The following is a 22,373-nucleotide window of genomic DNA, read 5'->3' on the forward strand; positions in this document are numbered from 1 at the left end:
ATCGCGTGCGGGGGGATGACTCATGACGTCGACGCCGACGGGCGCGGGCGCACAGCAGAACGACCCGTCAGAGACGACCCAGCTCAGGGCGGTTTCGCACCGGACGGGCGGTTTCCGCAAAATCAAGAACTCCCTGCCGCGGTACGACTACGAGCACTACAGCCGGCTCGCCGGGCCGCTGACCCAGCCCGACCCGGGCAAGCCGTACACGGTGCGGTACCGCTCGCTGCTCTCCCAGGAGCCGCACAAGGTACGGGCCGCGCTGATGCTCGGCGCGGCGCCGCTGCTCTCGCTCGTGCTGCTCGGCTGGCTGCTGCAGCCCGAGCACTGGACGGAGCGCGACTACGTCGCCAACGACTGGCTGCCCGCGCTCGACATCGTCATGCTCATATCGATCGGTCTGATCGAGTTCTTCCGCTGCATGAACGTGCTCTCCAACGCGCACGCGACGCTCGTCGCCCGCGACCCGGTCCCCGTGGTCCCCGAGACCGGCACCCGCGTCGCCTTCCTCACCTCGTTCGTGCCCGGCAAGGAGCCGATCGAGATGGTGACGAAGACGCTGGAGGCCGCGGTCAGGATCCGGCACCGCGGGCTCATGCACGTCTGGCTCCTCGACGAGGGTGACGACCCGGAGGTCAAGGAGGTCTGCCGGCGGCTCGGCGTCCACCACTTCTCCCGCAGGGGCGTGGCGAAGTGGAACACGGCCAAGGGCCCGCACCGCGCCAAGACCAAGCACGGCAACTACAACGCCTGGCTCGACGCGCACGGCGACGAGTACGACTACTTCGCCTCGGTCGACACCGACCACGTCCCGATGCCGAACTACCTGGAGCGGATGCTCGGCTTCTTCCGCGACGAGAACGTCGGCTTCGTCATCGGCCCGCAGGTCTACGGCAACTACGACAATTTCGTCACCAAGGCCGCCGAGTCCCAGCAGTTCCTCTTCCACGCGCTGATCCAGCGGGCGGGCAACGCCTACGGCGCCCCGATGTTCGTCGGCACCTCCAACGCCGTACGCATCAAGGCGCTGAAGCAGATCGGCGGCCTGTACGACTCGATCACCGAGGACATGGCGACCGGCTTCGAGATCCACCGCGCCACCAACCCGGCGACCGGAAAGAAGTGGAAGTCGGTCTACACCCCCGATGTGCTCGCGGTCGGCGAGGGCCCCAACGCCTGGACGGACTTCTTCACCCAGCAGCTGCGCTGGTCGCGCGGAACGTACGAGACGATCCTCAAGCAGTTCTGGAAGGCGCCGTTCTCACTGCCCCCGGGCCGCCTCTTCAACTACACGATGATGGTCATCTTCTACCCGATGTCCGCCATGAACTGGATCCTCGCGGCGCTGAGCTGCGCCCTGTTCCTGGGTCTCGGCGCGTCCGGCGTGAACATCGACCCGACCATCTGGCTGATGCTGTACGGCAACGCCTCGGCGCTCCAGATCGGCCTCTACATCTGGAACCGCAGGCACAACGTCTCCCCGCACGAGCCCGAGGGCTCCGGCGGTGTGGCGGGCATGGTGATGTCGGCCCTCTCCGCGCCGATCTACGCCCGCTCGCTCCTGGACGCCGCCCTGCGCCGCAAGAGCAAGTTCGTGGTGACCCCCAAGGGCGACTCGGCGAGCCCCGACACCCTCTTCGGGACCTTCCGCATCCACCTGTTCTTCATCCTGGTCTTCGCGGGCTCGATGGCAGCGTCCTTCGTGTACGGGCACTCCCACCCGGCGATGATCACCTGGGCCTCGTTCGCCCTCCTTGTCACGGCGGCGCCGATCTTCGCGTGGCGCTGGGGCATGCGGCAGGAGAGGAAGAAGGCCGGGCACTCCGGTGGAGCCGGGCCCTCCGGGCCGCCGCAGCGACCCGGGACGACGGTCCCGCAGCAGCGCGACGCCACGGCTCCCCTGCCGCAGGCCCACCCCGCTCCGTCCGGCCAGTTCGGGCCGCCCGGCCAGTTCGGTCCGCCCCCCGGGCCCCACGCCCCGCGGCAGAAGCCCAGCTGGGCCTCCGCACCCGATCAGACCATGCAGATTTCCCTTGGGGGACGTAAGAAATGAAAGACCGTTCCAGCCGCCGTCGCGCCCGCCGCATCGCGATAGGCGCGGCGGTCGTCCTCGCGCTGGCGGGGATGAACGGACCGTGGCTGTGGCGCGTGGGCTCGGAGAAGTACCACGACTACAAGATCAACAAGCCGGAGTACAAGGCCGAGAACGGCCACTGGCAGGTCATCGACTTCCCCGAGGAGTACCGCCAGAACACGATCCACGCGGCCCTGCTGCACACCGGCAAGGTGCTCCTTGTCGCCGGGTCGGGCAACAACCAGAAGAACTTCGACAAGAAGAAGTTCGACACCCGGCTGTGGGACCCGGTCAAGAACACCATCAAGAAGATCCCGACGCCGACCGACCTGTTCTGCACGGGCCACACCCAGCTGGGCAACGGCAATCTGCTGATCGCGGGCGGCACGCAGCGCTACGAGAAGCTGAAGGGCGACATCACCAAGGCCGGCGGCCTGATGATCGTCCACAACGAGGACCCCGACGAGCCGAAGACGATCCCGGCCGGGACCAAGTTCACCGGCAAGAAGAACGGCAAGACCTTCGTCTCCAAGGACAACATCCTCGTCGAGAAGGCGAAGAAGGTCTTCGACAAGCAGACCGGCGCGTTCCTGCGCACCGAGCCGGGTCTGGGCCGGGTCTATGTGGAGGCGGCCCGCAGCGGCTCCAAGTACGAGACCGGCACCCAGGACAACTACCGCATCCAGGGCCTCAAGGGCGCCGACACCCGCAACGTCTACGGCATGGCGCAGAAGCTCGCCCTGGACAAGAAGGACTTCCAGGGGATCAGGGACTCCTTCGAGTTCGACCCGGTCGCCGAGCGGTACATCAAGGTCGACCCGATGAACGAGGCGCGCTGGTACCCCACGCTGACCACGCTCACCGACGGCAGGATCCTCTCCACCTCAGGACTCGACGAGATCGGCCAGCTGGTCCCGGGCAAGAACGAGGTGTACGACCCGAAGACGAAGAAGTGGACGTACACCAAGGGCATCCGGCAGTTCCCGACCTACCCGGCGATCTTCCAGCTGGCCGACGGCAAGCTCTTCTACTCCGGTTCCAACGCGGGTTACGGCCCGGACGACGTCGGCCGCAAGCCCGGCATCTGGGACCTGCGGACCAACAAGTGGCGGGGCATCCCCGGCCTGAGCGACGACAAGCTCCTGGAGACCTCCGGCACGGTCGAACTGCCGCCCGCCCAGGACCAGAAGTACATGGTGGTCGGCGGCGGCGGTGTCGGCGAGTCCGAGGAGTCGAGCAGGAAGACCCGCATCGTCGACCTGCTGGCCGAGAAGCCGAGGTTCGCCGACGGACCCGAGCTGGAGAAGGGCACGCGCTACCCGCAGATCTCCACGCTGCCCGACGACACCGTGCTGATCTCCGGCGGCTCCGAGGACTACCGCGGACGCGGCGACTCCAACATCCACCAGGCGCGGATCTACGACGCGAAGACGGGCGAGATGAAGCGGGTGGCCGACCCCGAGGTGGGCCGCAACTACCACTCCGGTTCGATCCTGCTGCCCGACGGCCGCGTGATGTTCTTCGGCTCCGACTCGCTCTACGCCGACAAGGCCAACACCAAGCCGGGCGTCTTCGAGCAGCGCATCGAGATCTACACGCCGCCGTACCTGTACCACGGCGCGCAGCCGGCGCTGGGCGCGGGCCCGAAGACGATCGGGCGGGGCGAGTCGGGCACGTTTCCGACCCGCCAGGCCGCGTCGGTCAAGACGGCCCGCCTCATCAAGCCGAGCGCGTCCACGCACGTGACGGACATCGACCAGACGTCGATCGCGCTCGACCTGAAGAAGTCGAAGGACTCGGTCACGGTGACGGTCCCGAAGAACCGGTCCCTGGTCGAGTCGGGCTGGTACATGCTGTTCGTGACGGACGGCAAGGGCACACCGAGCAAGGCGCGGTGGGTGCGGGTGCCTTAAGGGGCGCCCGGAGGGCGCTTCAGGGGCGCGGGGAACTGCGCGCTCAGCCCGCGAAAAGCCGCAGTCGCGTCTGCCGAGACACCGAGCAGACGCGGCTGCGGCTGTTTTCCGGCTCGCGCCCACGCGGCGGAGCCGCACATGTCACAGCCCCGCGCACCTAGGGGACGTTCCTCGCGAGGCCCAACGCGTAGTCGGGCCACCATTCGCCGGCCTTGGGGCCGCCCCGGCACGTCCCGTCGGACTCACCGGGACGCTTGACCCAGAGATACGCGTCGACCAGCGGGTCGGACGTCTTCGTCGTCGGGGTCTCGCCGAGCGCCCGGCCCGGCGGGTTGCACCAGGGGTCCTTGCCCTTGGTGTACGCCCCGTTGCCGTTGCGGCCCGTGTCGATGACGAACGGCTTTCCGCCGATCTTCGCCGACAGCTTCTTGCCGAACTCGGTGCTGGCCTCGGTGGTCTGGAAGTTGGAGACGTTCACCGAGAAGCCGTCGGCCTGCTCGACGCCGGACCGCTTCAGGGGCTCCCAGAGCGAGTCGGGGTTTCCCCAGCCCGCGTTGCCCGCGTCCAGGTACACCTTGGTGCCCTTCAGGGACTTGAGCTTTCCGATGGCGCCGTTCAGGAGGTCGTAGCGCTCCTCGTGGAACTGCTGCGGCGTGCACTTGTCGACCATGTGGAGGACCGCGTCGGGTTCCAGGATCACCGTGGCGTGGCGGTCGCCGATGCCCTTGGCGACCTGGTCGATGAAGGCGCGGTACGCGTTGCCGTCGGCCGCGCCGCCGCCCGAGTACTGGCCGCAGTCGCGGTGCGGGATGTTGTAGACGACGAGCAGGGCGTCCCTGCCGGCCTTCTCGGCGGCCTCGGTGAAGCCGCGCGCCTGGTCCTCCGCGTTCTCCGGGACGAGCCACTCGGCGACGGGCTGCTCGGCGATCTTCCGGATCAGCGCGGCGTCGTCCTTCTTGCTGTCCTTGGCGTACGAGGCGACCTGCTTGGCCGCGTTGCCGTCCGGGTTGACCCAGTACGGGTCCTTGGCCTTGGGCTGCTGCCCGACCGGTGGACTCGACGTTCCCCCGGAGTCACCGTCGGAGGAGGAGCAGCCGGCCAGGAGCATCGCCGCCCCCGCGAGCGCCACCCCTGCCCGCACTCCCCTGGCCGCGAAACCGTGCCCGCGACCGGTGTCTTTGCGGTACATCCACTCCCCCTCGGGTGCACTGTCCGGTCTCAATCCTGACATACGGCCTCCTTGCCCCACGAGGTCCGGCCAACCCCCGCGAGGAGCTGTAGAAGAGCTGTTACAGCGTCGCGCCGCCGGGTAGGCGGAGTCTGCGGGGAGTTGGGGAGGAGGGGCCGTGCGGGACCCTGACAGTGAACTGCGGCTTGCCGAAGTTCTCGTGGAGACGGCGGACACCCTGGCCGACGACTTCGACACCGAGAGGTATCTGCGGTGGCTCTCGGACCGCTCGGTGGAGCTGCTCGGCGCGCAGGGCGTCGGCGTCATGTACACGGGCGGGGCGGGCACGGTACGTCTCATTCCCAGCAGCCGCCAACAGGAGCGGGTGCGGGACCTGTTGGCCGTGCAGCACCTCGGCGGCCCGTGCCTGGAGAGCTTCGGTTCCCGAAGGCCCGTGCCACCGGTCCGGATCGGCTCCGGCCGGGTGCGGGCGCGCTGGCCCGCGTTCACCGGGCAGGCCGTGAAGTACGGCGTCGCGGAGACGTACGCGGCGCCGATGCACCGGCGCGGCGCCATGCTGGGCGTCCTCAACGTCTTCGTCCCGGGGACGCGTCGACCGGCCACGTCCGAGCGGGAGTTCCGGGCCGCCCTCGCCCTGGCCCGAGCCGCGGCGGTGGGCCTCGCCAATCGCCATGCGTTCTGCGAGTGCCGGACCCTCTCGGAACAGCTCCAGACCGCGCTCGACAGCCGAATTCGCATCGAACAGGCCAAGGGAATCCTGGCGGAGCGGTGGAAGAGCGGCGTGGACGAGGCATTCGAGGCGCTGCGGAGTTATGCGCGCCGCGAGCAACAGTCTCTCGATCTCGTCGCCGCCGCGGTGATCAAGGGCTCGGTCGGCAGTGAAACGCTGCTGGAAGGCATTCCGCGACCCGCCCGCTGAATTCGGTTCGACCCGTGCCACCCGCGGTGATCACGGAGGGAGAGGGAGAAGCGACGTGGTGTCATTCCGGCTCGGACGCCCTCTAGGATCGCGCGCCTGTTCGTTCTACAGTCGGTTGCACGGCCCGAGCCCCCGGCCTTTGCCCACCATTCCGTGATCCGTCATTCGGAATGGTCCCGGACCTCCCGCGTCGACGCCGGGTTACTCCCGCAACCCGTGCGCGCGCGGTCGAGGACCTGTCCGGTCGGCGGCTCCGGGGGGAGCGGGCCGCCGACCGGGCCAGGTGGAGGGCCGGACGCGAGGCCGGTGGCGCGTGCGGTGACATGTCCGGCGGCGCGTGCGGTGGTCACCTGTCGACTCCCGTGAGGTACGCCGAGACGACGACGTTCGCCGTGTAGGTGCGGGCGTCCTTGTCGAAGGCGCCGCCGCAGGTGATCAGGCGCAGCTCGGCGCGGCCCTTCTCGTGGACGCCGTAGGCCTTCTTCGCGTCGAAGCGGGCGCGGGTGATGACCCGGACGTCGTCCACCGTGAACTCCGCGACCGTGCCGTCGTCGCGGGTCACCTCGATCTTCTCGCCGGGGCGCAGCGTGCTGAGGTCGTAGAAGACGGCGGGTTCCGTCTCCGTGTCCACGTGGCCGACGACGAGGGCGGCGCCGGAGGCGCCGGGGCGGGTGCCGCCCGCGTACCAGCCGACGGTGTCGGCCTGCGTGAAGGGCGGCGGGTCGATCGCCCCGTCGGCGTCCAGGCCGCGGGCATGGACGGGGGCCCGCACCTTCAGCGACGGCACGTCGACGCGCAGCGGACGCGCGGGCGCCAACGGCTCGTGCGGGGCGGGCAGTTCGACGCTGAGGGGGCGGCCGACCGCGGCCACGTCACCGGTGGCGGGCCCGGAGAGGCCGCCGCGCAGACCGGCGACGTCGCTGCCCCAGAGGCACAGGCCGGCCATGAGGACGGCCCAGGCGACGCCGGTCGACAACCGCCTTGATCCATGGGGGTGTTCACCACTGGACACGACTGTCTCCCGTCCGTCACTGGGAGCGTCGGCGGCGGACGCTGCGGAACGCGACGGCGACGGCCGCGACCGCGGCGAGGACCAGGCCGATCACGGCGTGCCGGGTGCCGGGTCCCGCCTCGTTGGCATCGTGCGCACGGGACGCGGCCGTGGTCACGTGGTGTGCGGCGCCGCCACCGCCGGCCCGTACCGGCGAGACAGGATCCTGGTGGTGTTCGATCACCTGGAGCGTGCCTGCGCCCTGGTGCGGGTGGCCGTCGCAGGTGATGGTCACGTCGTGCGCGCCGTAGACGCCCTGCCGGATCCTGGCGCTGCCCGCCAGCGCGTACTGGCCGCCGTCGCGGCCGGTGAGCTCGGCGTCCCCCTCGAAGACCCCCGAACCCGCCGTTCCTGTCGTGCCCCCGCAGCCCGTGACGCTCACCTCGACGGTGGCGCCGGGCGCGGCGGTGGACGGGGTGATGGTGGCTCGCACGGAGCCGCTGTCGTGGGCCTGGGCCGCGGTGGCGGGCAGGGCGGCCGCGAGGGCGACGGCCACCCCTGCTCCACGGACGGCAAGGGAACGTATACGCATCGTGAACCTCCTGTATACGAGGTTCACGCGCCGGGCGGCCCTTCGCATCTCGGGGCGCGCCGCCCGAGGACCCGTGGGGCGCTGCGCCGCAGGTCAGAGCCGTTCTGCGGCGAACACGGACTGCGTCAGACGCGGTCGACGAGGTCCGCGATGGAGTCCACGACGGTGGAGGGCCTGAAGGGGTGCTTGTCGATGTCGGCGCGGGTCGTCAGGCCCGTCAGCACCAGGAACGTCTCCATGCCCGCCTCCAGACCGGCCAGGACGTCCGTGTCCATGCGGTCGCCGATCATCGCGCTGGTCTCCGAGTGCGCCCCGATCGCGTTCAGCCCGGTCCGCATCATCAGCGGGTTCGGCTTGCCCGCGAAGTACGGGTTCTTGCCGGTGGCCTTGGTGATCAGCGCGGCGACGGCCCCGGTGGCGGGCAGCGGGCCCTCGGTGGAGGGGCCGGTCTCGTCGGGGTTGGTGCAGATGAAGCGGGCGCCCGCGTTGATGAGGCGGACGGCCTTGGTCATGGCCTCGAAGGAGTACGTGCGGGTCTCGCCGAGCACCACGTAGTCCGGGTCGTGGTCGGTGAGGACGTACCCGATGTCGTGCAGGGCCGTGGTCAGGCCCGCCTCGCCGATGACGTACGCGGTGCCGCCGGGGCGCTGGTCGTCGAGGAACTTGGCGGTGGCGAGCGCGGAGGTCCAGATGTTGTCGACGGGGACGTCGAGGCCCATGCGGGCCAGCCGGGCCTGGAGGTCGCGCGCGGTGTAGATGGAGTTGTTCGTCAGGACGAGGAACGGCTTGCCGGACTCGCGCAGCTTCTTGATGAAGGTGTCGGCGCCGGGGATCGGCACCCCTTCGTGGATGAGCACGCCGTCCATGTCGGTGAGCCACGATTCGATGGGCTTGCGCTCTGCCATGAGGTGCACTCCTGCGGTCTGCGGTCAGCCTGGTGGTGAGGGGACGCCGGGACAGCGCTGTGCCGACGCCCCACAGCCTAATCAGGATCCAGTGATCTTGACCCCGTCGATCACCGGAGCCCAGAGGTACGACGGTGAACTCTCAGCTGCCGGTCGCGGACTTCCAGTCCTCCACGTACGACGGAAGGTTCTCCGAGACGTCCCGCCAGTCCGGCCGGAAGATCTCCACGCCGTCCATGATCTCGCCGAGGGCGGTCGCGTTGGCGTCGGTGGGCCTGACGTCCTCGCGGGCCGGGAAGCCGCCGCCGATCTCGCTGACCTGGCGCTGCGCGTCGCGGCTGAGCAGGAAGTCCAGGAGTTTCCGCGCGTTGGCGTCGTGCGGGGCCTTGGTGACCAGGCCGGCCGCGTAGGGCAGCGCGAAGGTGGTCGGCCTGTCCGGGGCCTTCGCGGTCGCCGGGAACCAGATGTTGAGGTTCGGCAGGTCCTTGGACTGGGCGTAGTTCATCTGGACGTCGCCGTTGGCCGCCAGGAGCTCGCCCTTGTCGACCTTGGGCGCGAGCTTGCCGGTGGAGGCGGACGGGCCGACGTTGTTGGTCTGGAGCTTCTTCAGGTACTCCATCGCCGGCCCCTTGCCGCCGAAGTCGTGCATCGCCTTGATGAGCACGGCGGTACCGTCGCCCGCGACGCCGGGCGTCGAGTACTGCACCTTGTTCTTGTACGTGCCGTCGGTGAGGTCCTCCCACGTCCTGGGCGCCTTGCCGCCGGGCAGCTCCTTCTTGTTGTAGATGAAGCCGAAGTAGTTCTTCACCACGGAGGTCCACTTGCCGTCGGCGTCCTTGTCCGCGGCGCCGACCTCCTTCGACCCCTCGGGCTCGTACGCCTTCAACAGCCCCTTCTCGTCGGCCTGTTGGATGAATGGTGGCAGCGTGATCAGCACATCGGCCTGGGTGTTGGACTTCTCGCGGACGGCGCGCTGCACCATCTCCCCCGAGCCGCCCTCGACGTAGTTCACCTTGATGCCGGTCTTCTTCTCGAACTCCTCGAAGACCCGGTCGTACCAGCCGTCGCCGTTCTCGCCCTTGAGGCCGTCGGCGCTGTAGACGGTGACGGCCTTGTCGTCGGACGCGGCGGAGCTGCCGCCGCACGCGGTGAGGGATCCGGCAAGGACGAGGCCGCCGGTGACGGCGGCGGCCGTGCGCAGGTGCTGGGCTCGGGTAAGGCGGGACATGACGTTTCGTACTCCTTGGCTTCAGCGGTAGGAGGCGCGGGTGCGGATACGGGAGACGGCGAACAGCACGAGGAGCGTGGCCGCCATCAGGACCACCGCGACGGCGGCGCCGGTGAACGTGGACCCGCGGTCGGTGGCCGCGTAAATCCGCACCGGGAGCGGCATCCAGTCCGGCGGGTAGAGCATCATCGTGGCGCTCAGCTCGCCCATGGAGAGCGCGAAGCAGAGCCCGGTCGCCGCCGTCAGGGACGGCAGCAGCAGCGGCAGCTTCACCTTCCACAGGACGTACGAGGGCCGGGCGCCGAGCGAGGCCGCGGCCTGCTCGTACGCCGGGTCGAGGCGGACGAGGGCCGCCGCGACCGACTGGTGGGCGAACGCCGTGACGAGCAGGGCGTGCGCGAGGATCACGATCCACCGCGTGCCGTTGAGGATCATCGGCGGCTTGGAGAACGCGACGAGCACCGCGAGGCCGACGACGACCGACGGCACGGCGAGGGGCAGCACGAACAGCGCGTCGACGAGCGCCTTGCCGCGCTTCTTCAGGGCGGCGGCGGCGAGCGCGGCCCACGAGCCGACGGCCAGCGCGAGCAGGCTGGCGCTCACCGCGGTCACCAGGCTCGTGGTGAGGGCCTCCAGGGACTCCCCGCGGGTGGCCGACGCGTAGTGCTCCCCGGTGAATCCGGTGGGGAAGGCCCCCGACCAGTGCTCGGCGAACGACGCCGTCAGGATCACGAGCAGCGGCAGCGCGAAGAGCGGCAGGAAGAGGACGAGGAAGAGCGCCCAGAGGGCCCATCTGCCCTTGCAGCTATGCACCAGCACGACGGCTCACCACCCGGTAGAGGCCGTAGAGGCCCACGGAGATCGCGATGTTGACGACGGCGACGACACACGCCGCCGGGTAGTCGGACTCGAGGATGGCCTTGCTGTAGACGAGCATCGGCAGGGTGGTGACCCCCTTGGCGCCCGTGAAGAGCACGATCCCGAACTCGTTCAGGCACATGACGAGGACGAGGCTGCCGCCCGCGGCGAGCGCGGGCAGCGCCTCGGGCAGGATGACGCGCCGGACGATACGGGCGGGCTTCGCCCCCAGACCGGCCGCGACCTCCAGCTGCGCCGTGTCGAGCTGCGAGAACGCGGCGAGCAGCGGCCGCATCACGAACGGCGTGAAGTACGTGATCTCGGCGAGCAGCACGCCCCACGGGGTGGTCAGGAACTGGAACGGGCCCTCCGCGGCGCCGGTCGCCTCCGTCCACACCCCGTTGGCCATGCCCTTAGTCCCGTAGACGAACAGCAGGGCGAGGGTGATGAGGAAAGACGGGAAGGAGAGGAAGACGTCGATGAACCGGGCGACGGCCTTCCCGCCGGGAAACGGCACGAACGCGATGATCAACGCGAGCGCGAACCCCAGTACGAGACACCCCGCGGTCGCCCCGACCGCCAGCCACACGGTGGTCCCGAGCGCCTCCCGGAACACCTCGGACGCGAACACGTCGGAGTACGCGGCGAACGAGGTCCCACCCGTATCGGGCCGCACCGACTGCTGAACGACGAGCACGAGCGGATAGAGGAAGAAGAGACCGAGGAGGAGGACGGGCGGCAGGGCCCACACGAGTGCGGGAACGCGCCGCTCCCGCCAAGGCGAGCCGTCCCGCTCCCGCTGTGGGCAGGCGTTCGGCTCCCGCTGTGGGCAGGTGTTCCGTGCGGCGGAACGGGTGGGCGCAGCCCCCGGTGCCGGGGCACTGTCGGCGAGGCGCTCAGCGGGACTACCCACCGGTCACCCCTCCGGCCAGGAGCACCGCGTCGTCGGGCGCGAAGTGCAGCGTCACCGTTTCCCCGATCGCCGGGGGCGTCCGCAGCTCTCGTACGTCCGCCTTGATCCGCTCCCCGCCGACCGCCACGTACAACCGGTGCGTGGCCCCCCGCCACTGGACCTCGACGACCTCCCCCACGACGGAGTTGGGCCCCTCCCCCAGCCCCACCAGATGCGGCCGCACGCACAACGTGGCGGTCACCCCCGCCGCCACCGCCCCCGTGTCGACGTCGAGTTCCGTGCCGCCGAGGGAGACGCCCTTTGTGCCCACCGTCACCGTGAGGAGGTTCGCGTTGCCCACGAACGACGCCGTGAACTCCGTCCGAGGAGCCCGGTACAGCTCCTGGGGCGTCCCGCAGTCCTGGAGCCTCGCCCGGTCCATGACGGCGATCCGGTCGGCCAGGGTGAGCGCCTCGACCTGGTCATGGGTGACGTACAGGATCGATACGTCGGGCAACTCCCGGTGCAGACGGGCGAGTTCGGCCAGCATTCCGGAGCGCAGCTGTGCGTCGAGCGCGGACAGCGGCTCGTCGAGGAGCAGCACGCCCGGCCGGACGGCGAGCGCCCGCGCGATGGCGACCCGCTGCTGCTGCCCGCCGGACAGCTCGCGCGGAAACCGTTTCGCGTAAGCCGCCATGCCGGTCATCTCCAGCGCCTCGGCGACCCGCCCGGGTATCTCGGACTTCGCCACCTTCCGCGCCTTCATGCCGAAGGCGACGTTGTCCGCGACGCGCATGTGCGGGAAGAGCGCGTACTGCTGGACGACCATGCCGATGCCGCGCCGGTGCGGCGGCAGCGCGGTGACGTCGCGGCCACCGATGAACACCCGCCCCGCCGCGGGCCGCACGAACCCGGCGACGGCCCGCAGCGCGGTGGTCTTGCCGGACCCGGAGGGCCCGAGCAGGGCCATGACCTCGCCGGGCTCGACGGTCAGGTCGAGGGAGTCGAGGACGGTGGTGCCGCCGTACGCGACGGAGACCCGGTCGAAGCGGATGCCGCTGCCCATCAGCCGACTTCCCGGAGCAGGGCGGGCAGTTCGGCGACAGAACCGAGCACGTGGGTGGCCCCGGCCTCGCGCAGCGCGGCACCGTCGTGGGCGCCGGTGAGCACGCCCGCGACGACGGAGGCGCCGGAGCGTACGCCGCTGAGCATGTCGTAGGCCGTGTCGCCCGCGACGGCGACGTCCCGCACGCCGTCCACGGCGCCGGTCCGCAGGAAGGCGGCGAGCACCATGTCCGGGTAGGGGCGTCCGCGACCGCCCGCGTCGGCGGGGCAGAGGGTCAGGCCGACCAGGTTCCGCCAGCCGAGCGCGTCGAGAATGGCGTCCTGGGTGACCCGGGCGAATCCGGTGGTGAGGACGACGGTGCGGCCGTCGTCCGCGAGCTCCTCGATGGCCTCGCGCGCCCCGGGGACGGGTGCGATGCGACCGCCGTCGACGAGGGTCCCGTACGCCTTCTCGAAGGCGACGTTCGCCTGCCGCGCGAGCTTCTCCTCGCCGAACAGGTGCCGGAAGACGGAGATCTTGGACTCGCCCATGGTGGCGCGGACGTACTCCAGTTTCGCGGCGTGGTCGGCCGATTCGGGTTCGACGCCGAGTTCGCGCGCGGCGGCGGCGAAGGCCTGCTCGACGAGGCCGCCGTCGGCGACGGTGGTGCCGGCCATGTCGAGCACGACGAGCCCGATCCGGCTGCCGTCCGTGGTGTGCGTCATGGTGTTCGTCAAATCCCTCACCATCCCAGTTCGTCGGCGGTCTGCTCGGCGATCGCGGGCGAGCAGGTCATGCCGCGCCCGCCGGGCCCGGTGACCAGCCACACGCCGTCGCGCACCTGCTGCCGGTGCACGACACGGCTCGTGTCGACGCACTGCGCGTACACCCCGGCCCAGCGCCGCCGGATCTTCGGCAGCGGGCGGCCGAGGAAGCCCTCGACGACCTCGATGAGGTGGTCGTAGGGGTCCTCGACGGTGTCGAAGGCGAAGGGGTGCTCGTACTCGTGAGTGTCGCCGATGGTCAGCCCGCCGTCCTCGCGCTGCACCATGAGCAGCTGCATCTTGTGCGCGGCGGCGGTCGGCGCCTGTGGCTGCGCGGCGTTGAGCGCGTCGAGCGCTTCCGACCGGTACGCCGGGTAGTAGCGGAAGCTGTCGGCGTCGGCGACGGAGGTGGTGAGCCGCTCGCCGAGGGGTTCGGTCTGCATCATCTGCAGCCTTACGCGGCGCACCGGCAGGTCGGGTCCGGCCAGCTCCCGGACGAGCCCGCCGAGCCAGGCTCCGGTGGCGAGCACGACGAAGTCGCCGGTGTGCACGTCGCCGTGGTCGTCGCGGACGCTGCCCGCGCCGACGACCTCGCGGACCTCGCGGCCCGGCAGGAAGGTGTAGCGCGGGGACTTCGACAGGGCCTCGCGCAGCCGCAGTTGCGCGGTGCGCGGCTCCACGGCCGCGTCCCGCTCGCACCACAGGGCGGCGCTGAACTCGCCGCGCAGGGCCGGGTTGAGGGCGCGCGCCTCGTCGGCGGCGAGCAGCTCGTAGCCGCGGGCGGCGGCGTCGGGGCGGGCCAGCGCGGCCTCGGCGACGGCGCGTTCCCTGTCGTCGCGCACGAGGGTGAGGGAGCCGTTGGCCCGGAAGCCGAGGCCCGGGACGCGCTTCCCGATGCCCTCCCACAGCTCACGGGCGCGCAGGGCGGTGTCGAGCTCCTCGCCGCCCGCCCGGCCGCTCACCCATATCTGCCCGAAGTTGCGCAGCGACGCTCCCCGGGCCTCGCTCTCGCGCTCGATCTGTACGACCTCGTGGCCGCGCTCCACTGCGTGCCAGGCGTGCATGGTTCCCACCACGCCGGCTCCTACGACGATGACTCTCACGGCGGCAACGCTGCTGGGGAGCGGTGACCCGCGCGGGGCGGACTGGCAACGGGACGGTGAACGCCCACCCAAGCTTGGACTAGACCCGTTACGCATCCGTGACTTTTGAGGGGCGGTGCATTCGATGGGCGGATCAGCCGAGGTGGGTGGTGAAGGAGAACCGGTCCCCGCGGTAGAGGGTGCGTACGCGTTCGAGCGGCCGACCGTCCGTGTCCCGGGAGAGCCGGTGGATCAGCAGCATGGGGAGCGCGGGCGGAGTCCCGATGAGAAGGGCCTCGCGGGGGGTGGCGAGGACCGTTTCGATCCTCTCGTCGGCGTCGCCGAAGGAGATGCCGAGGCGGTCGCGCAAGTACGCGTAGAAGGAGGAGTCCGGTGCGAAGTCGACGTCGAGGCGGGGTACGCGGGCGACGGAGACGTACGTGCTCTCCAGGCCGACCCGCTCGTCGTCGGCGAGCAGCACCCGCTCCATGTGCCAGACGGGCTCGCCCGCACCGGCGCCGATCTCGGCGGCGAGCACGGCCGGGCACGGGAAGCGGTCCAGCGAGATGAGATTGCGGCCGGGCGTACGGCCCTGGCGCCGCACGCCCTCCGTGTAGCTCGCGAGCGACAGCGGCTGCTCCAGCTTCGGCCCCGCGACGACGGTGCCGCGCCCCTGCCTGCGCAGCCGCCCCTCCAGGAGCAGTTCGCGCAGCGCCTGGCGCACGGTCTCGCGCGCCACCTCGTACCGCTCGGCGAGATCCCGCTCGGTGGGCAGCGGCTGCCCGTCCCCCAACTCCACGATGAGCGCGGCTATCCGGGCCTTGACGGCGTAGTACTTCGGGATGCGGCCGTGCTCGGGGATGCCGGAGCGGATGGGGGCGCCGGGCACCTGGTCCAGCAGGTGGGCGGGGTGGTGCGCGGGGTTCGGGTTGTCCACTCGGGGATGCTCGCAGACGTACGTGAACACGCGGGTGAACGGGAGGTGGCGGGGGCCGGGGGCGGTCCTGGGCCGAGGTCAGCGCGCTCCGGACCGCAGGCGCCTGCGCCGGGCCGCCATGACGATGGCGCCCGCGCCGAGGAGGACGGCTCCGGCGGCGATCCCGGACACCGTCGGGGCGCCCGGACCCGTCTGGGCGAGCTGTTCGGCGGACGGCGTCGCGGGGCCTTCGGTCACGATGTCGAACGGGTAGTCGTTGGAGTCGCCGACCCAGTCGCCGTCGTCGTCCCTGCGCTGCACGAGCGCGGCGGACGCCACGACGCGGTCGGCCTCGGTGTCCGAGGTGAAGGTGAGCCGGACCTCGACCGTGACGGTACGGCCCGGCGCGACCGTGAACCCGGCGAAGCCCGCGTCGTCGAAGACGCCGACGTGCTCTCCCTGACCGGTCCTCTCGAACGGCACGGGCCGCCGCCGCTTCCCGTCGTCGAACTCCAGCTGGATCTGCTCGGGCCGCAGTGTCCGCGCCCGGTCGACGAGGACGACGATCGGGTGGATCCTGGCGCAGGTCTCGTCAGTGGTGTTGGTGAGGTCGATCGACCAGTGCTGGTAGCCGTCCCCGGGGTGGTAGGTGCCGGGCCCGCGGTGGATACGGGTGTCGATGGGGAAGTCGGCGCTGTCGTCCGTGGCGCAGGTGGGCCGTTTCACGGCGTGGGTCCAGGCCGCCCGGGAGGCGCGGCTCCCCCGGCTCCCGTCTCCGTCGGCCACCGCGGACGTCCCGGCCGTCGCGGGCGCCGCCACCACCACGGGCACGAGGACGGCGGCAGCGACGGCGGCACCGAGGACGAGGGAACGGCACAAGCGCATGAACGGCCTTTGCTGAGCTGAACACCGACGAGGGGAGGCGGGGCGGGACCGGGAGCGGGAGGGAGGCGGACGGCGGTCGGCGTCCACCGGTCGGGGCATGCCTCGAGACCTTCCCCGCACGCGCGACCTCAGCGCCGCCCCACCGCGCGATGGGCCCGTTCGGCCGCCTGATCCCCCTCGTTCAGGCGAGTTTCCGCCGGAGCGGGTCGGCGGGCCCATCGGTCGACCGCCCACCGCCCGGACACCGGCCCGGAGCCCTACCAGGGGACGGTCTCGCCGTGCCGGTCGAGGAATTGCAGCCCAGGGGCGCCCGACCGAGGCGCAGCACGACCCGGACACGGCCAAGAGCTTCCACAAGCGCTATCTCGGCCCGCGCCGCGCTCTGGAGCGCGACATGCTGGCGCGCGCGGTCGACGCGGGCGAGATCGCGCCCGCGCTCGGCCCCGAGGCCACGGCCGACGCCGTCGTCGGCCCGATCGTCTATCGCGCGCTGACGGGTTCGAGCATTCCGCGCGGCCTGGTGGACACACTCGTGGAGGATCTGCTCAGGCCGCGCACGAAGTAGCGAGCGCCAACGGCGGGAGAGCCGTCGTCGAGCGCGTCACCGGCTGGACATCGAGCGCGTCACCGGCGAGAAGGGCCCGTGCTCCCCCAGGCCGCCTCGATCATCTCGAAGACCTCGTCCACCGCTCCCCGCGGATCGTCCGCCTCACGGGCCAGCGAGTAGGCGTCGACGACGAACCGGGCGACCGCCCGGCAGGCCGTCGTGGTCCCCGGCAGGCCGAGATCGGCCGCGATGGCCGTGGCCAGCGACTTCGCATGGCGCAGCCGCATCGACTCGTCGTACTGCCGCAGGGCGGGCGATTCGTTGATCATGCGCCAGATCGGGCCCGCGCCGTCCGCCGTGCAGTGCCGCACCATGGCGTGGATCTCGCGGCGCAGCGCGGGGAGGAGCGGCTCGTGCGGCTCCCGGTCGACGACCGCCCTCGTGAGGCGCTGCTCGAAGTCCTCGTCCTGCTCGAAGACCAGGGCCTCTTTCGAGGCGAAGTGGGAGAAGAGCGTGGTGACGGCGACGTCGGCCTCGGCGGCCACGTCACGGATACCCACCGCGTCGTACCCGCGCTCCTGGAAGAGCCGCAGTGCCGCGTCGGCGATCTTCTGGCGGGTGGCGGCCTTCTTGCGCTCACGGCGTCCGGTCGGCACGGTCATGGCCGGATGCTATCAGGTACGAAACCACAACGGTGACGCAAAAACAACAGCTACAAAACACTAACCGTTAGTGTTACGTTCGGCGGCATGAAGAAAGTGAGCTTCGCCGAGTTCGGCGGTCCGGACGTCCTGCGCCTCATCGATGCCGAGGAGCCCCACGCGGGACCCGGCCACATACGCATCGCCGTGCGGGCGGCGGGGGTGAATCCCGTCGACTGGCGCGTCCGTGAAGGCCAGATCCTGGCCGCCCACCCCCTGGAACTGCCCGCGGGCGTCGGCCTGGACGCCGCGGGAGTGGTGGACGAGGTGGGCGAGGGCGTCGAAGGGATCGAGGTCGGCGATTCCGTCTTCGGCGAGGGGTCGAGCACCTACGCCGAGTTCGCCGTGCTTTCGGCCTGGGCGCGTATGCCTGAGGGGCTGACCTTCGAAGAGGCGGCCGGATACCCCTCCGTGGTGGAGACCGCGCTGCGCGTCATCCGCGAGGTGGGGGTGGAGGCCGGGCAGAGGTTGCTGGTCAGCGGGGCGTCGGGAGGTGTCGGCTCGGCGGTCCTGCAGATCGCCCGCGACCGCGGCATCGTGGTGATCGGCACGGCCGGTGCCGCGAACCAGGACTACCTGCGCGACCTGGGCGCCCTCGCCACGACGTACGGCGAGGGCTGGGTCGACCGGGTGCGGCGGCTCGGCCGGGTCGACGCGGCCCTCGATCTCGCCGGGTCGGGCGTGATCCGCGAACTGGTCGAGCTGACGGGTGACGCGCGCAAGGTGCTCTCCATCGCCGACCTCGACGCACCGCAGTTCGGTGTCCGCTTCTCCGGCGCGGCGGGGAGCGTGCCGGACGCGCTGGCCGAGGCGGCCGAACTCATCGCGCGGGGCAAGCTCCACATCCCGGTCGAGAAGTCGTACTCGCTCACCGAGGCCGCGGCAGCCCACATCGACAGCCAGGCCGGCCATACGCGCGGACGCCGGGTCATCGTCATCTGAGCGGCTTCCTGGGGGGCGGGGTCAGCCGTCATCCCGGGCCGTCGTGCGGAACAACTCCCTCCGCCCGCCCGAAGAGGGGAGCGAGGACCAGCTGGGCCGCCCCCTCGGCGACTCCGCGCTCCCCTCCCGCGGCGAGGCTCACCGGCACCGGCGTCCTCCCACCCCCGCGCCGGACGCGTTCGGCGACGACCGTGCCCACCCCTCGTACGAAAAGGTCCTCGGCGGCGTAGACCGTCCGGCCGCCCAGCAGCACGCGGTCGATGTCGAGCAGGCCGACGACGTTGCCCGCGGCCGTGCCGAGCACCCGCGCCGCCTCGTCGAGGTCGCCCCGGGCGACGGCCGCGAGGCAGAGCGCCTCGACACACCCCCGGTCCCCGCACTCGCAGCGCGGCCCGTCCAACTGCAATACCTGGTGGCCGAATTCACCCGCGCCCGTGCGCGCGCCGCGGTAGAGGGCGCCGTCGAGCACGAGCCCGGCGCCGAGTCCGGTGCCGAGGTGGAGGTACGCGAAGGAGTCGGCGGCACCGGCGAGGGCCAGGCCCAGGGCGGCGGCGTTGGTGTCCTTGTCCACGACGACGGGCAGCCCGAGCCGCGCACCGAGCGCGTCGCGCAGCGCGAACCCGTCCCACTCCGGGAAGCCGGTGACACGGTGCAGTACGCCTGCGGCGTGGTCGAGCGGCCCGGGGAGCGCGACCCCGACTCCGGAGATCCGACGCCCGGCCCCTCCCTCTCCCTCTCCCCCTCCCTCTCCCTGCCCTTCGCCCTGCCCTTCGCCCTGCCCCCGCCCCTCTCCCTCTCCCGACCGCAACAGCTCCCGCACCTCGCCCGCCGCCGCCTCGACCACCGCCCGCGCGCCCGCGCCGAAGGCGAGCGGGGCGCGGCGTTCGGCGACCACCGTGCCGGTGAGGTCGACAAGGACCGCCGTCAGCGCGTCGCGGTCCAGGTGGAGGCCGACCGCGTGGCCCGCGGCGGGGACGAGCCGCAGCACCGTGCGGGGCTTGCCGCCGGTGGACGCGCGGCGGCCCGCCTCGGCGGCCAGGCCCTCGTCCCGCAGCCGCGCGGTGATCTTGCTGACCGCCTGCGGGGTGAGCCCGGTGCGCTCGGCGAGTTCGAGGCGGCTGATGCCCGCCTCGCCCGCGGCGCGCAGCAGATCGAGCACGAGCGCGGCGTTGTGCCCGCGCAGCGCCGGCAGGTTCACTCCGGGGTTCACCCTGTTCACGTACGGCTTCACGGATCCATTGTCCCGCCCGCTTGCACTTTGGCAACACCGTTGCTTAAGTGGAAGGCATGACTGGCACAGGCTCTTCACGCTCTCCCCTCCGCGTCGGCCTCGTCGGGTACGGCCTCGCGGGCTCCGTCTTCCACGCCCCGCTGATCGCCGCCACCGAGGGCCTCGTCCTCGACACGGTCGTGACGTCGAACCCCGAACGGCAGGCGCAGGCCCGCGCCGAGTTCGGCGACGACCTGCGGTGCGCCGCGTCGGCCGACGAGTTGTGGGAGCGCGCGGACGAGCTCGACCTGATCGTCATCGCCGCTCCGAACAAGACGCACGTGTCGCTCGCCACCGCCGCCCTCAAGGCGGGCCTGCCGACCGTCGTGGACAAGCCGGTCGCGGGCACCGCCGCCGAGGCGCGCGAGCTCGCGGCCCTCGCCGACGAGCGCGGGCTGCTCCTCTCCGTCTTCCAGAACCGCCGCTGGGACAACGACTTCCGCACGCTGCGGCAGCTGCTCGCCGACGGCGGGCTCGGTGACGTATGGCGCTTCGAGTCCCGCTTCGAACGGTGGCGACCGCGCCCGAAGGGCGGCTGGCGCGAGTCCGGGAACCCCGAGGACATCGGCGGTCTCCTCTACGACCTCGGCAGCCACGTCGTCGACCAGGCCCTGGTGCTCTTCGGCCCGGTGGCGAGCGTGTACGCGGAGTCGGACGTCCGGCGCCCGGGAGCGGAAACCGACGACGACACGTTCCTCGCCCTCACGCACACCAACGGCGTCCGCTCGCACCTCTACGTCAGCGCCACCACCGCCCAGCTCGGCCCGCGCTTCCGGGTCCTCGGCTCGCGGGCGGGCTACGTGAAGTACGGCCTCGACCCGCAGGAGGCGGCGCTGCGCGAGGGCAGGCGCCCGGCCGCGCGGGACGACGCGTGGGGCGTGGAGGACGAGTCGATGTGGGGCCGGGTCGGCGCCGGGGAGTCCCCGCTGACCGGCGGCGGCAGCCCGCTGCGGACCCTGCCGGGCGACTACCCCGCGTACTACGCGGCGGTGGCCGCGGCGCTGCGCGGCACCGGCGGGAACCCCGTCACCGCGCACGAGGCCGCCGCGGCCCTGGACGTCCTGGAAGCGGCCCGCCGCTCGGCCCGCGACGGTGTGACGGTGACGCTGTGAGCACTCCTCCCGCCCCCGCGAACGCCCCCTCCATCGACGAGCTGGAGGCCCAGGAACGCCGCCTGGTCCTGCCCCACTTCACGTACGACGACGCGTGGGCCCTCGGCACGCTCCTCGTGGAGCTGGCCCGCGAACGCGACGCCCCCGTCGCGATCGACATCCACCGCGGCGGCCAGCAGCTCTTCCACGCGGCGCTCCCCGGCTCGACGCCCGACAACGACGCGTGGATCGCCCGCAAGCGCCGCGTCGTCGAGCGCTACCACTGCTCCTCGTACCTCGTCGGCTCCCGCTTCCGCGCCAAGGGCACGACCTTCGAGGACTCCTCCCGCCTGGACCCCGACGTGTACGCGGCCCACGGCGGCGCGTTCCCGATCGCGGTCGATGGCGCGGGGGTGATCGGCACGGTGGTGGTGTCGGGGCTGCCGCAGATCGAGGACCATGCGCTGGTGGTGGCGGCGCTGGAGCGGTTCGCCGGGACGATCTGAGCCGAGGGGGCCGCACGGCCGAGGGGGGCCGCACGGCCGAGGGGCCCCGGCGGCGGGGCCCCAGGGCGCGCGCTACGCCCCCTTCAGCTCCTGCCGCTGCCGCCCGAGCCCCTCGATCTCCAGCTCCACCACATCGCCCGCCCGCAGGTACGGCTTCGGCTCGGGCCGGCCCATCGCCACGCCGGCGGGCGTGCCCGTGTTGATCACGTCGCCCGGGTAGAGCGTCATGAACTGGCTCACGTACCGCACGACTTCGGCGACCGGGAAGATCTGGTCGGCGGTCGTGCCGTCCTGCTTCAGCTCGCCGTTGACCCAGAGCTTCAGGGAGAGCGCCTGCGGGTCCGCCACCTCGTCCGCGGTGACCAGCCAGGGGCCCAGCGGGTTGAACGTCTCGCAGTTCTTGCCCTTGTCCCAGGTGCCGCCCCGCTCGATCTGGAACTCCCGCTCGGAGACGTCGTGCGCCACCGCGTACCCCGCGACGTGCGCGAGCGCCTCCTCGTGCGACTCCAGGTAGCGCGCCGTACGTCCGATGACCACGGCGAGCTCGACCTCCCAGTCCGTCTTCACCGAGCCGCGCGGCACAAGCACCGTGTCGTCCGGGCCGACCACCGTGTCGGCCGCCTTGAAGAAGACGACCGGCTCGGCGGGCGGCTCGGCGCCCGTCTCCCGGGCGTGGTCGTGGTAGTTGAGCCCGATGCAGACGACCTTGCCGATCCGCCCGACCGGCGGCCCCACGCGCAACCCCCGGGCGTCGACAACGGGCAGGTCACCGGCGTCGGCAGCGGCCCTGATCCGGCCGAGCGCGCCCGCGTCGCCGAGCACGTCGCCGTCGATGTCGGCGACGATGCCCGACAGGTCGCGGAGGGTGCCGTCGGCATCGATGAGTGCCGGGCGCTCCGCCCCCGCCGTACCGACTCGCAGCAGCTTCATGGTCAGACTCCATTCCTTCGGTAGCCCGGCCGATGGGATGCGGCCATCGGAGGTTTGGTCGATCGTCCAAGCTCGCCGTCCGGTCCGCAATACCCCGTTCACGTACTGGACCTTTACCGGGCGGTAGCCCCCG

Annotated in this window: 22 protein-coding genes; 7 read left to right on the forward strand and 15 right to left on the reverse strand. The window is 71.5% G+C overall.

The features are described from left to right. Positions 1-22 precede the first annotated feature (22 nt). Together ACFVYR_RS21630 and ACFVYR_RS21635 are read left to right on the forward strand one after the other, a co-directional pair. Positions 23-2,053, forward strand: coding sequence for a glycosyltransferase family 2 protein (locus ACFVYR_RS21630; protein WP_384253862.1), 2,031 nt, complete (start codon positions 23-25; stop codon positions 2,051-2,053). Then, positions 2,050-3,987 (forward strand): galactose oxidase-like domain-containing protein, encoded by a 1,938-nt coding sequence (locus tag ACFVYR_RS21635; protein ID WP_384253859.1) that lies wholly within the window; start codon positions 2,050-2,052, stop codon positions 3,985-3,987. Before ACFVYR_RS21630 ends, ACFVYR_RS21635 begins: the two co-directional genes overlap by 4 nt. A 157-nt stretch (positions 3,988-4,144) precedes the next feature. Here ACFVYR_RS21635 and ACFVYR_RS21640 read toward each other — a convergent pair whose 3' ends face one another. Further along, entirely contained in the window at positions 4,145-5,176 is a 1,032-nt protein-coding gene (locus tag ACFVYR_RS21640) for a glycoside hydrolase family 6 protein (protein WP_384254083.1), read from the reverse strand. Between the two features lie 157 nt (positions 5,177-5,333). Here ACFVYR_RS21640 and ACFVYR_RS21645 point away from each other — a divergent pair, with 157 nt between their 5' ends. After that, on the forward strand, positions 5,334-6,095 hold the full coding sequence (locus ACFVYR_RS21645) for an ANTAR domain-containing protein (protein ID WP_384253857.1): 762 nt from the start codon (positions 5,334-5,336) through the stop codon (positions 6,093-6,095). Between the two features lie 346 nt (positions 6,096-6,441). Here the strand turns inward: ACFVYR_RS21645 and ACFVYR_RS21650 are convergent, their stop codons facing one another. From ACFVYR_RS21650 to ACFVYR_RS21700, 11 genes are all read right to left on the reverse strand, one after another. Next, positions 6,442-7,041, reverse strand: coding sequence for a class F sortase (locus ACFVYR_RS21650; protein ID WP_384254081.1), 600 nt, complete (start codon positions 7,039-7,041; stop codon positions 6,442-6,444). An 82-nt stretch (positions 7,042-7,123) separates the two neighbouring features. Continuing rightward, the gene (locus ACFVYR_RS21655) at positions 7,124-7,678 is read right to left on the reverse strand and encodes a hypothetical protein (protein WP_384253854.1); all 555 of its coding nucleotides are present in this window, start codon (positions 7,676-7,678) and stop codon (positions 7,124-7,126) included. Positions 7,679-7,803: 125 nt separating this feature from the next. Beyond that, complete coding sequence (locus ACFVYR_RS21660) at positions 7,804-8,583, reverse strand: HAD-IIA family hydrolase (protein ID WP_384253852.1); 780 nt, start codon at positions 8,581-8,583, stop codon at positions 7,804-7,806. A gap of 142 nt (positions 8,584-8,725) precedes the next feature. Beyond that, positions 8,726-9,811, reverse strand: a complete 1,086-nt coding sequence (locus ACFVYR_RS21665; RefSeq protein ID WP_384253850.1) for a 2-aminoethylphosphonate ABC transporter substrate-binding protein — start codon at positions 9,809-9,811, stop codon at positions 8,726-8,728. Between the two features lie 21 nt (positions 9,812-9,832). Continuing rightward, complete coding sequence (locus ACFVYR_RS21670) at positions 9,833-10,630, reverse strand: ABC transporter permease (protein ID WP_384253847.1); 798 nt, start codon at positions 10,628-10,630, stop codon at positions 9,833-9,835. Then, complete coding sequence (locus tag ACFVYR_RS21675) at positions 10,617-11,420, reverse strand: 2-aminoethylphosphonate ABC transporter permease subunit (RefSeq protein ID WP_384254079.1); 804 nt, start codon at positions 11,418-11,420, stop codon at positions 10,617-10,619. The genes ACFVYR_RS21670 and ACFVYR_RS21675 overlap by 14 nt, the downstream gene beginning before the upstream one ends. 154 nt (positions 11,421-11,574) lie before the next feature. Next, on the reverse strand, positions 11,575-12,627 hold the full coding sequence (locus tag ACFVYR_RS21680) for an ABC transporter ATP-binding protein (RefSeq protein WP_384253845.1): 1,053 nt from the start codon (positions 12,625-12,627) through the stop codon (positions 11,575-11,577). Beyond that, entirely contained in the window at positions 12,627-13,331 is a 705-nt protein-coding gene (locus ACFVYR_RS21685; protein WP_384253842.1) for a phosphonatase-like hydrolase, read from the reverse strand. Before ACFVYR_RS21685 ends, ACFVYR_RS21680 begins: the two co-directional genes overlap by 1 nt. Before the next feature lie 17 nt (positions 13,332-13,348). Beyond that, positions 13,349-14,473: a TIGR03364 family FAD-dependent oxidoreductase gene (locus tag ACFVYR_RS21690; RefSeq protein WP_384253840.1), complete on the reverse strand. Its 1,125-nt coding sequence runs from the start codon at positions 14,471-14,473 to the stop codon at positions 13,349-13,351. A 133-nt stretch (positions 14,474-14,606) separates the two neighbouring features. Beyond that, positions 14,607-15,389, reverse strand: a complete 783-nt coding sequence (locus ACFVYR_RS21695; protein WP_384253837.1) for a GntR family transcriptional regulator — start codon at positions 15,387-15,389, stop codon at positions 14,607-14,609. A 78-nt stretch (positions 15,390-15,467) separates the two neighbouring features. Next, a complete protein-coding gene (locus tag ACFVYR_RS21700; protein ID WP_384253835.1) occupies positions 15,468-16,253 on the reverse strand; it encodes an LPXTG cell wall anchor domain-containing protein in 786 nt (261 codons plus the stop codon). A 97-nt stretch (positions 16,254-16,350) separates the two neighbouring features. Here ACFVYR_RS21700 and ACFVYR_RS21705 point away from each other — a divergent pair, with 97 nt between their 5' ends. Then, entirely contained in the window at positions 16,351-16,818 is a 468-nt protein-coding gene (locus tag ACFVYR_RS21705; RefSeq protein WP_384253832.1) for a TetR-like C-terminal domain-containing protein, read from the forward strand. 59 nt (positions 16,819-16,877) lie between these two features. Here ACFVYR_RS21705 and ACFVYR_RS21710 read toward each other — a convergent pair whose 3' ends face one another. Continuing rightward, complete coding sequence (locus ACFVYR_RS21710) at positions 16,878-17,462, reverse strand: TetR/AcrR family transcriptional regulator (RefSeq protein WP_384253830.1); 585 nt, start codon at positions 17,460-17,462, stop codon at positions 16,878-16,880. Between the two features lie 87 nt (positions 17,463-17,549). Here ACFVYR_RS21710 and ACFVYR_RS21715 point away from each other — a divergent pair, with 87 nt between their 5' ends. Then, entirely contained in the window at positions 17,550-18,443 is an 894-nt protein-coding gene (locus tag ACFVYR_RS21715) for an NADP-dependent oxidoreductase (protein WP_384253828.1), read from the forward strand. Between the two features lie 28 nt (positions 18,444-18,471). Here ACFVYR_RS21715 and ACFVYR_RS21720 read toward each other — a convergent pair whose 3' ends face one another. Next, positions 18,472-19,674 (reverse strand): ROK family protein, encoded by a 1,203-nt coding sequence (locus tag ACFVYR_RS21720; protein WP_384253825.1) that lies wholly within the window; start codon positions 19,672-19,674, stop codon positions 18,472-18,474. 56 nt (positions 19,675-19,730) lie between these two features. Here ACFVYR_RS21720 and ACFVYR_RS21725 point away from each other — a divergent pair, with 56 nt between their 5' ends. Continuing rightward, on the forward strand, positions 19,731-20,825 hold the full coding sequence (locus tag ACFVYR_RS21725) for a Gfo/Idh/MocA family oxidoreductase (protein ID WP_384253823.1): 1,095 nt from the start codon (positions 19,731-19,733) through the stop codon (positions 20,823-20,825). Continuing rightward, positions 20,822-21,310: a heme-degrading domain-containing protein gene (locus ACFVYR_RS21730; protein ID WP_384253821.1), complete on the forward strand. Its 489-nt coding sequence runs from the start codon at positions 20,822-20,824 to the stop codon at positions 21,308-21,310. The genes ACFVYR_RS21725 and ACFVYR_RS21730 overlap by 4 nt, the downstream gene beginning before the upstream one ends. 72 nt (positions 21,311-21,382) lie before the next feature. On the opposite strand, the gene ACFVYR_RS21735 is transcribed toward ACFVYR_RS21730, so the two are convergent. Then, positions 21,383-22,240, reverse strand: a complete 858-nt coding sequence (locus tag ACFVYR_RS21735; protein ID WP_384253818.1) for a fumarylacetoacetate hydrolase family protein — start codon at positions 22,238-22,240, stop codon at positions 21,383-21,385. Positions 22,241-22,373: the final 133 nt, after the last annotated feature.

It is taken from the genome of Streptomyces sp. NPDC058284, from assembly GCF_042881135.1.
Classification (GTDB): domain Bacteria; phylum Actinomycetota; class Actinomycetes; order Streptomycetales; family Streptomycetaceae; genus Streptomyces.

Coding starts and splice junctions, on each gene's coding strand:
- ACFVYR_RS21630 (WP_384253862.1), top strand. CDS start 23: ATGACGTCGACGCCGACGGGCGCGGGCGCACAGCAGAACGACCCGTCA.
- ACFVYR_RS21635 (WP_384253859.1), top strand. CDS start 2,050: ATGAAAGACCGTTCCAGCCGCCGTCGCGCCCGCCGCATCGCGATAGGC.
- ACFVYR_RS21640 (WP_384254083.1), bottom strand. CDS start 5,176: ATGTACCGCAAAGACACCGGTCGCGGGCACGGTTTCGCGGCCAGGGGA.
- ACFVYR_RS21650 (WP_384254081.1), bottom strand. CDS start 7,041: ATGGCCGGCCTGTGCCTCTGGGGCAGCGACGTCGCCGGTCTGCGCGGC.
- ACFVYR_RS21655 (WP_384253854.1), bottom strand. CDS start 7,678: ATGCGTATACGTTCCCTTGCCGTCCGTGGAGCAGGGGTGGCCGTCGCC.
- ACFVYR_RS21660 (WP_384253852.1), bottom strand. CDS start 8,583: ATGGCAGAGCGCAAGCCCATCGAATCGTGGCTCACCGACATGGACGGC.
- ACFVYR_RS21665 (WP_384253850.1), bottom strand. CDS start 9,811: ATGTCCCGCCTTACCCGAGCCCAGCACCTGCGCACGGCCGCCGCCGTC.
- ACFVYR_RS21680 (WP_384253845.1), bottom strand. CDS start 12,627: ATGGGCAGCGGCATCCGCTTCGACCGGGTCTCCGTCGCGTACGGCGGC.
- ACFVYR_RS21685 (WP_384253842.1), bottom strand. CDS start 13,331: ATGACGCACACCACGGACGGCAGCCGGATCGGGCTCGTCGTGCTCGAC.
- ACFVYR_RS21700 (WP_384253835.1), bottom strand. CDS start 16,253: ATGCGCTTGTGCCGTTCCCTCGTCCTCGGTGCCGCCGTCGCTGCCGCC.
- ACFVYR_RS21705 (WP_384253832.1), top strand. CDS start 16,351: ATGCCTCGAGACCTTCCCCGCACGCGCGACCTCAGCGCCGCCCCACCG.
- ACFVYR_RS21710 (WP_384253830.1), bottom strand. CDS start 17,462: ATGACCGTGCCGACCGGACGCCGTGAGCGCAAGAAGGCCGCCACCCGC.
- ACFVYR_RS21715 (WP_384253828.1), top strand. CDS start 17,550: ATGAAGAAAGTGAGCTTCGCCGAGTTCGGCGGTCCGGACGTCCTGCGC.
- ACFVYR_RS21725 (WP_384253823.1), top strand. CDS start 19,731: ATGACTGGCACAGGCTCTTCACGCTCTCCCCTCCGCGTCGGCCTCGTC.
- ACFVYR_RS21735 (WP_384253818.1), bottom strand. CDS start 22,240: ATGAAGCTGCTGCGAGTCGGTACGGCGGGGGCGGAGCGCCCGGCACTC.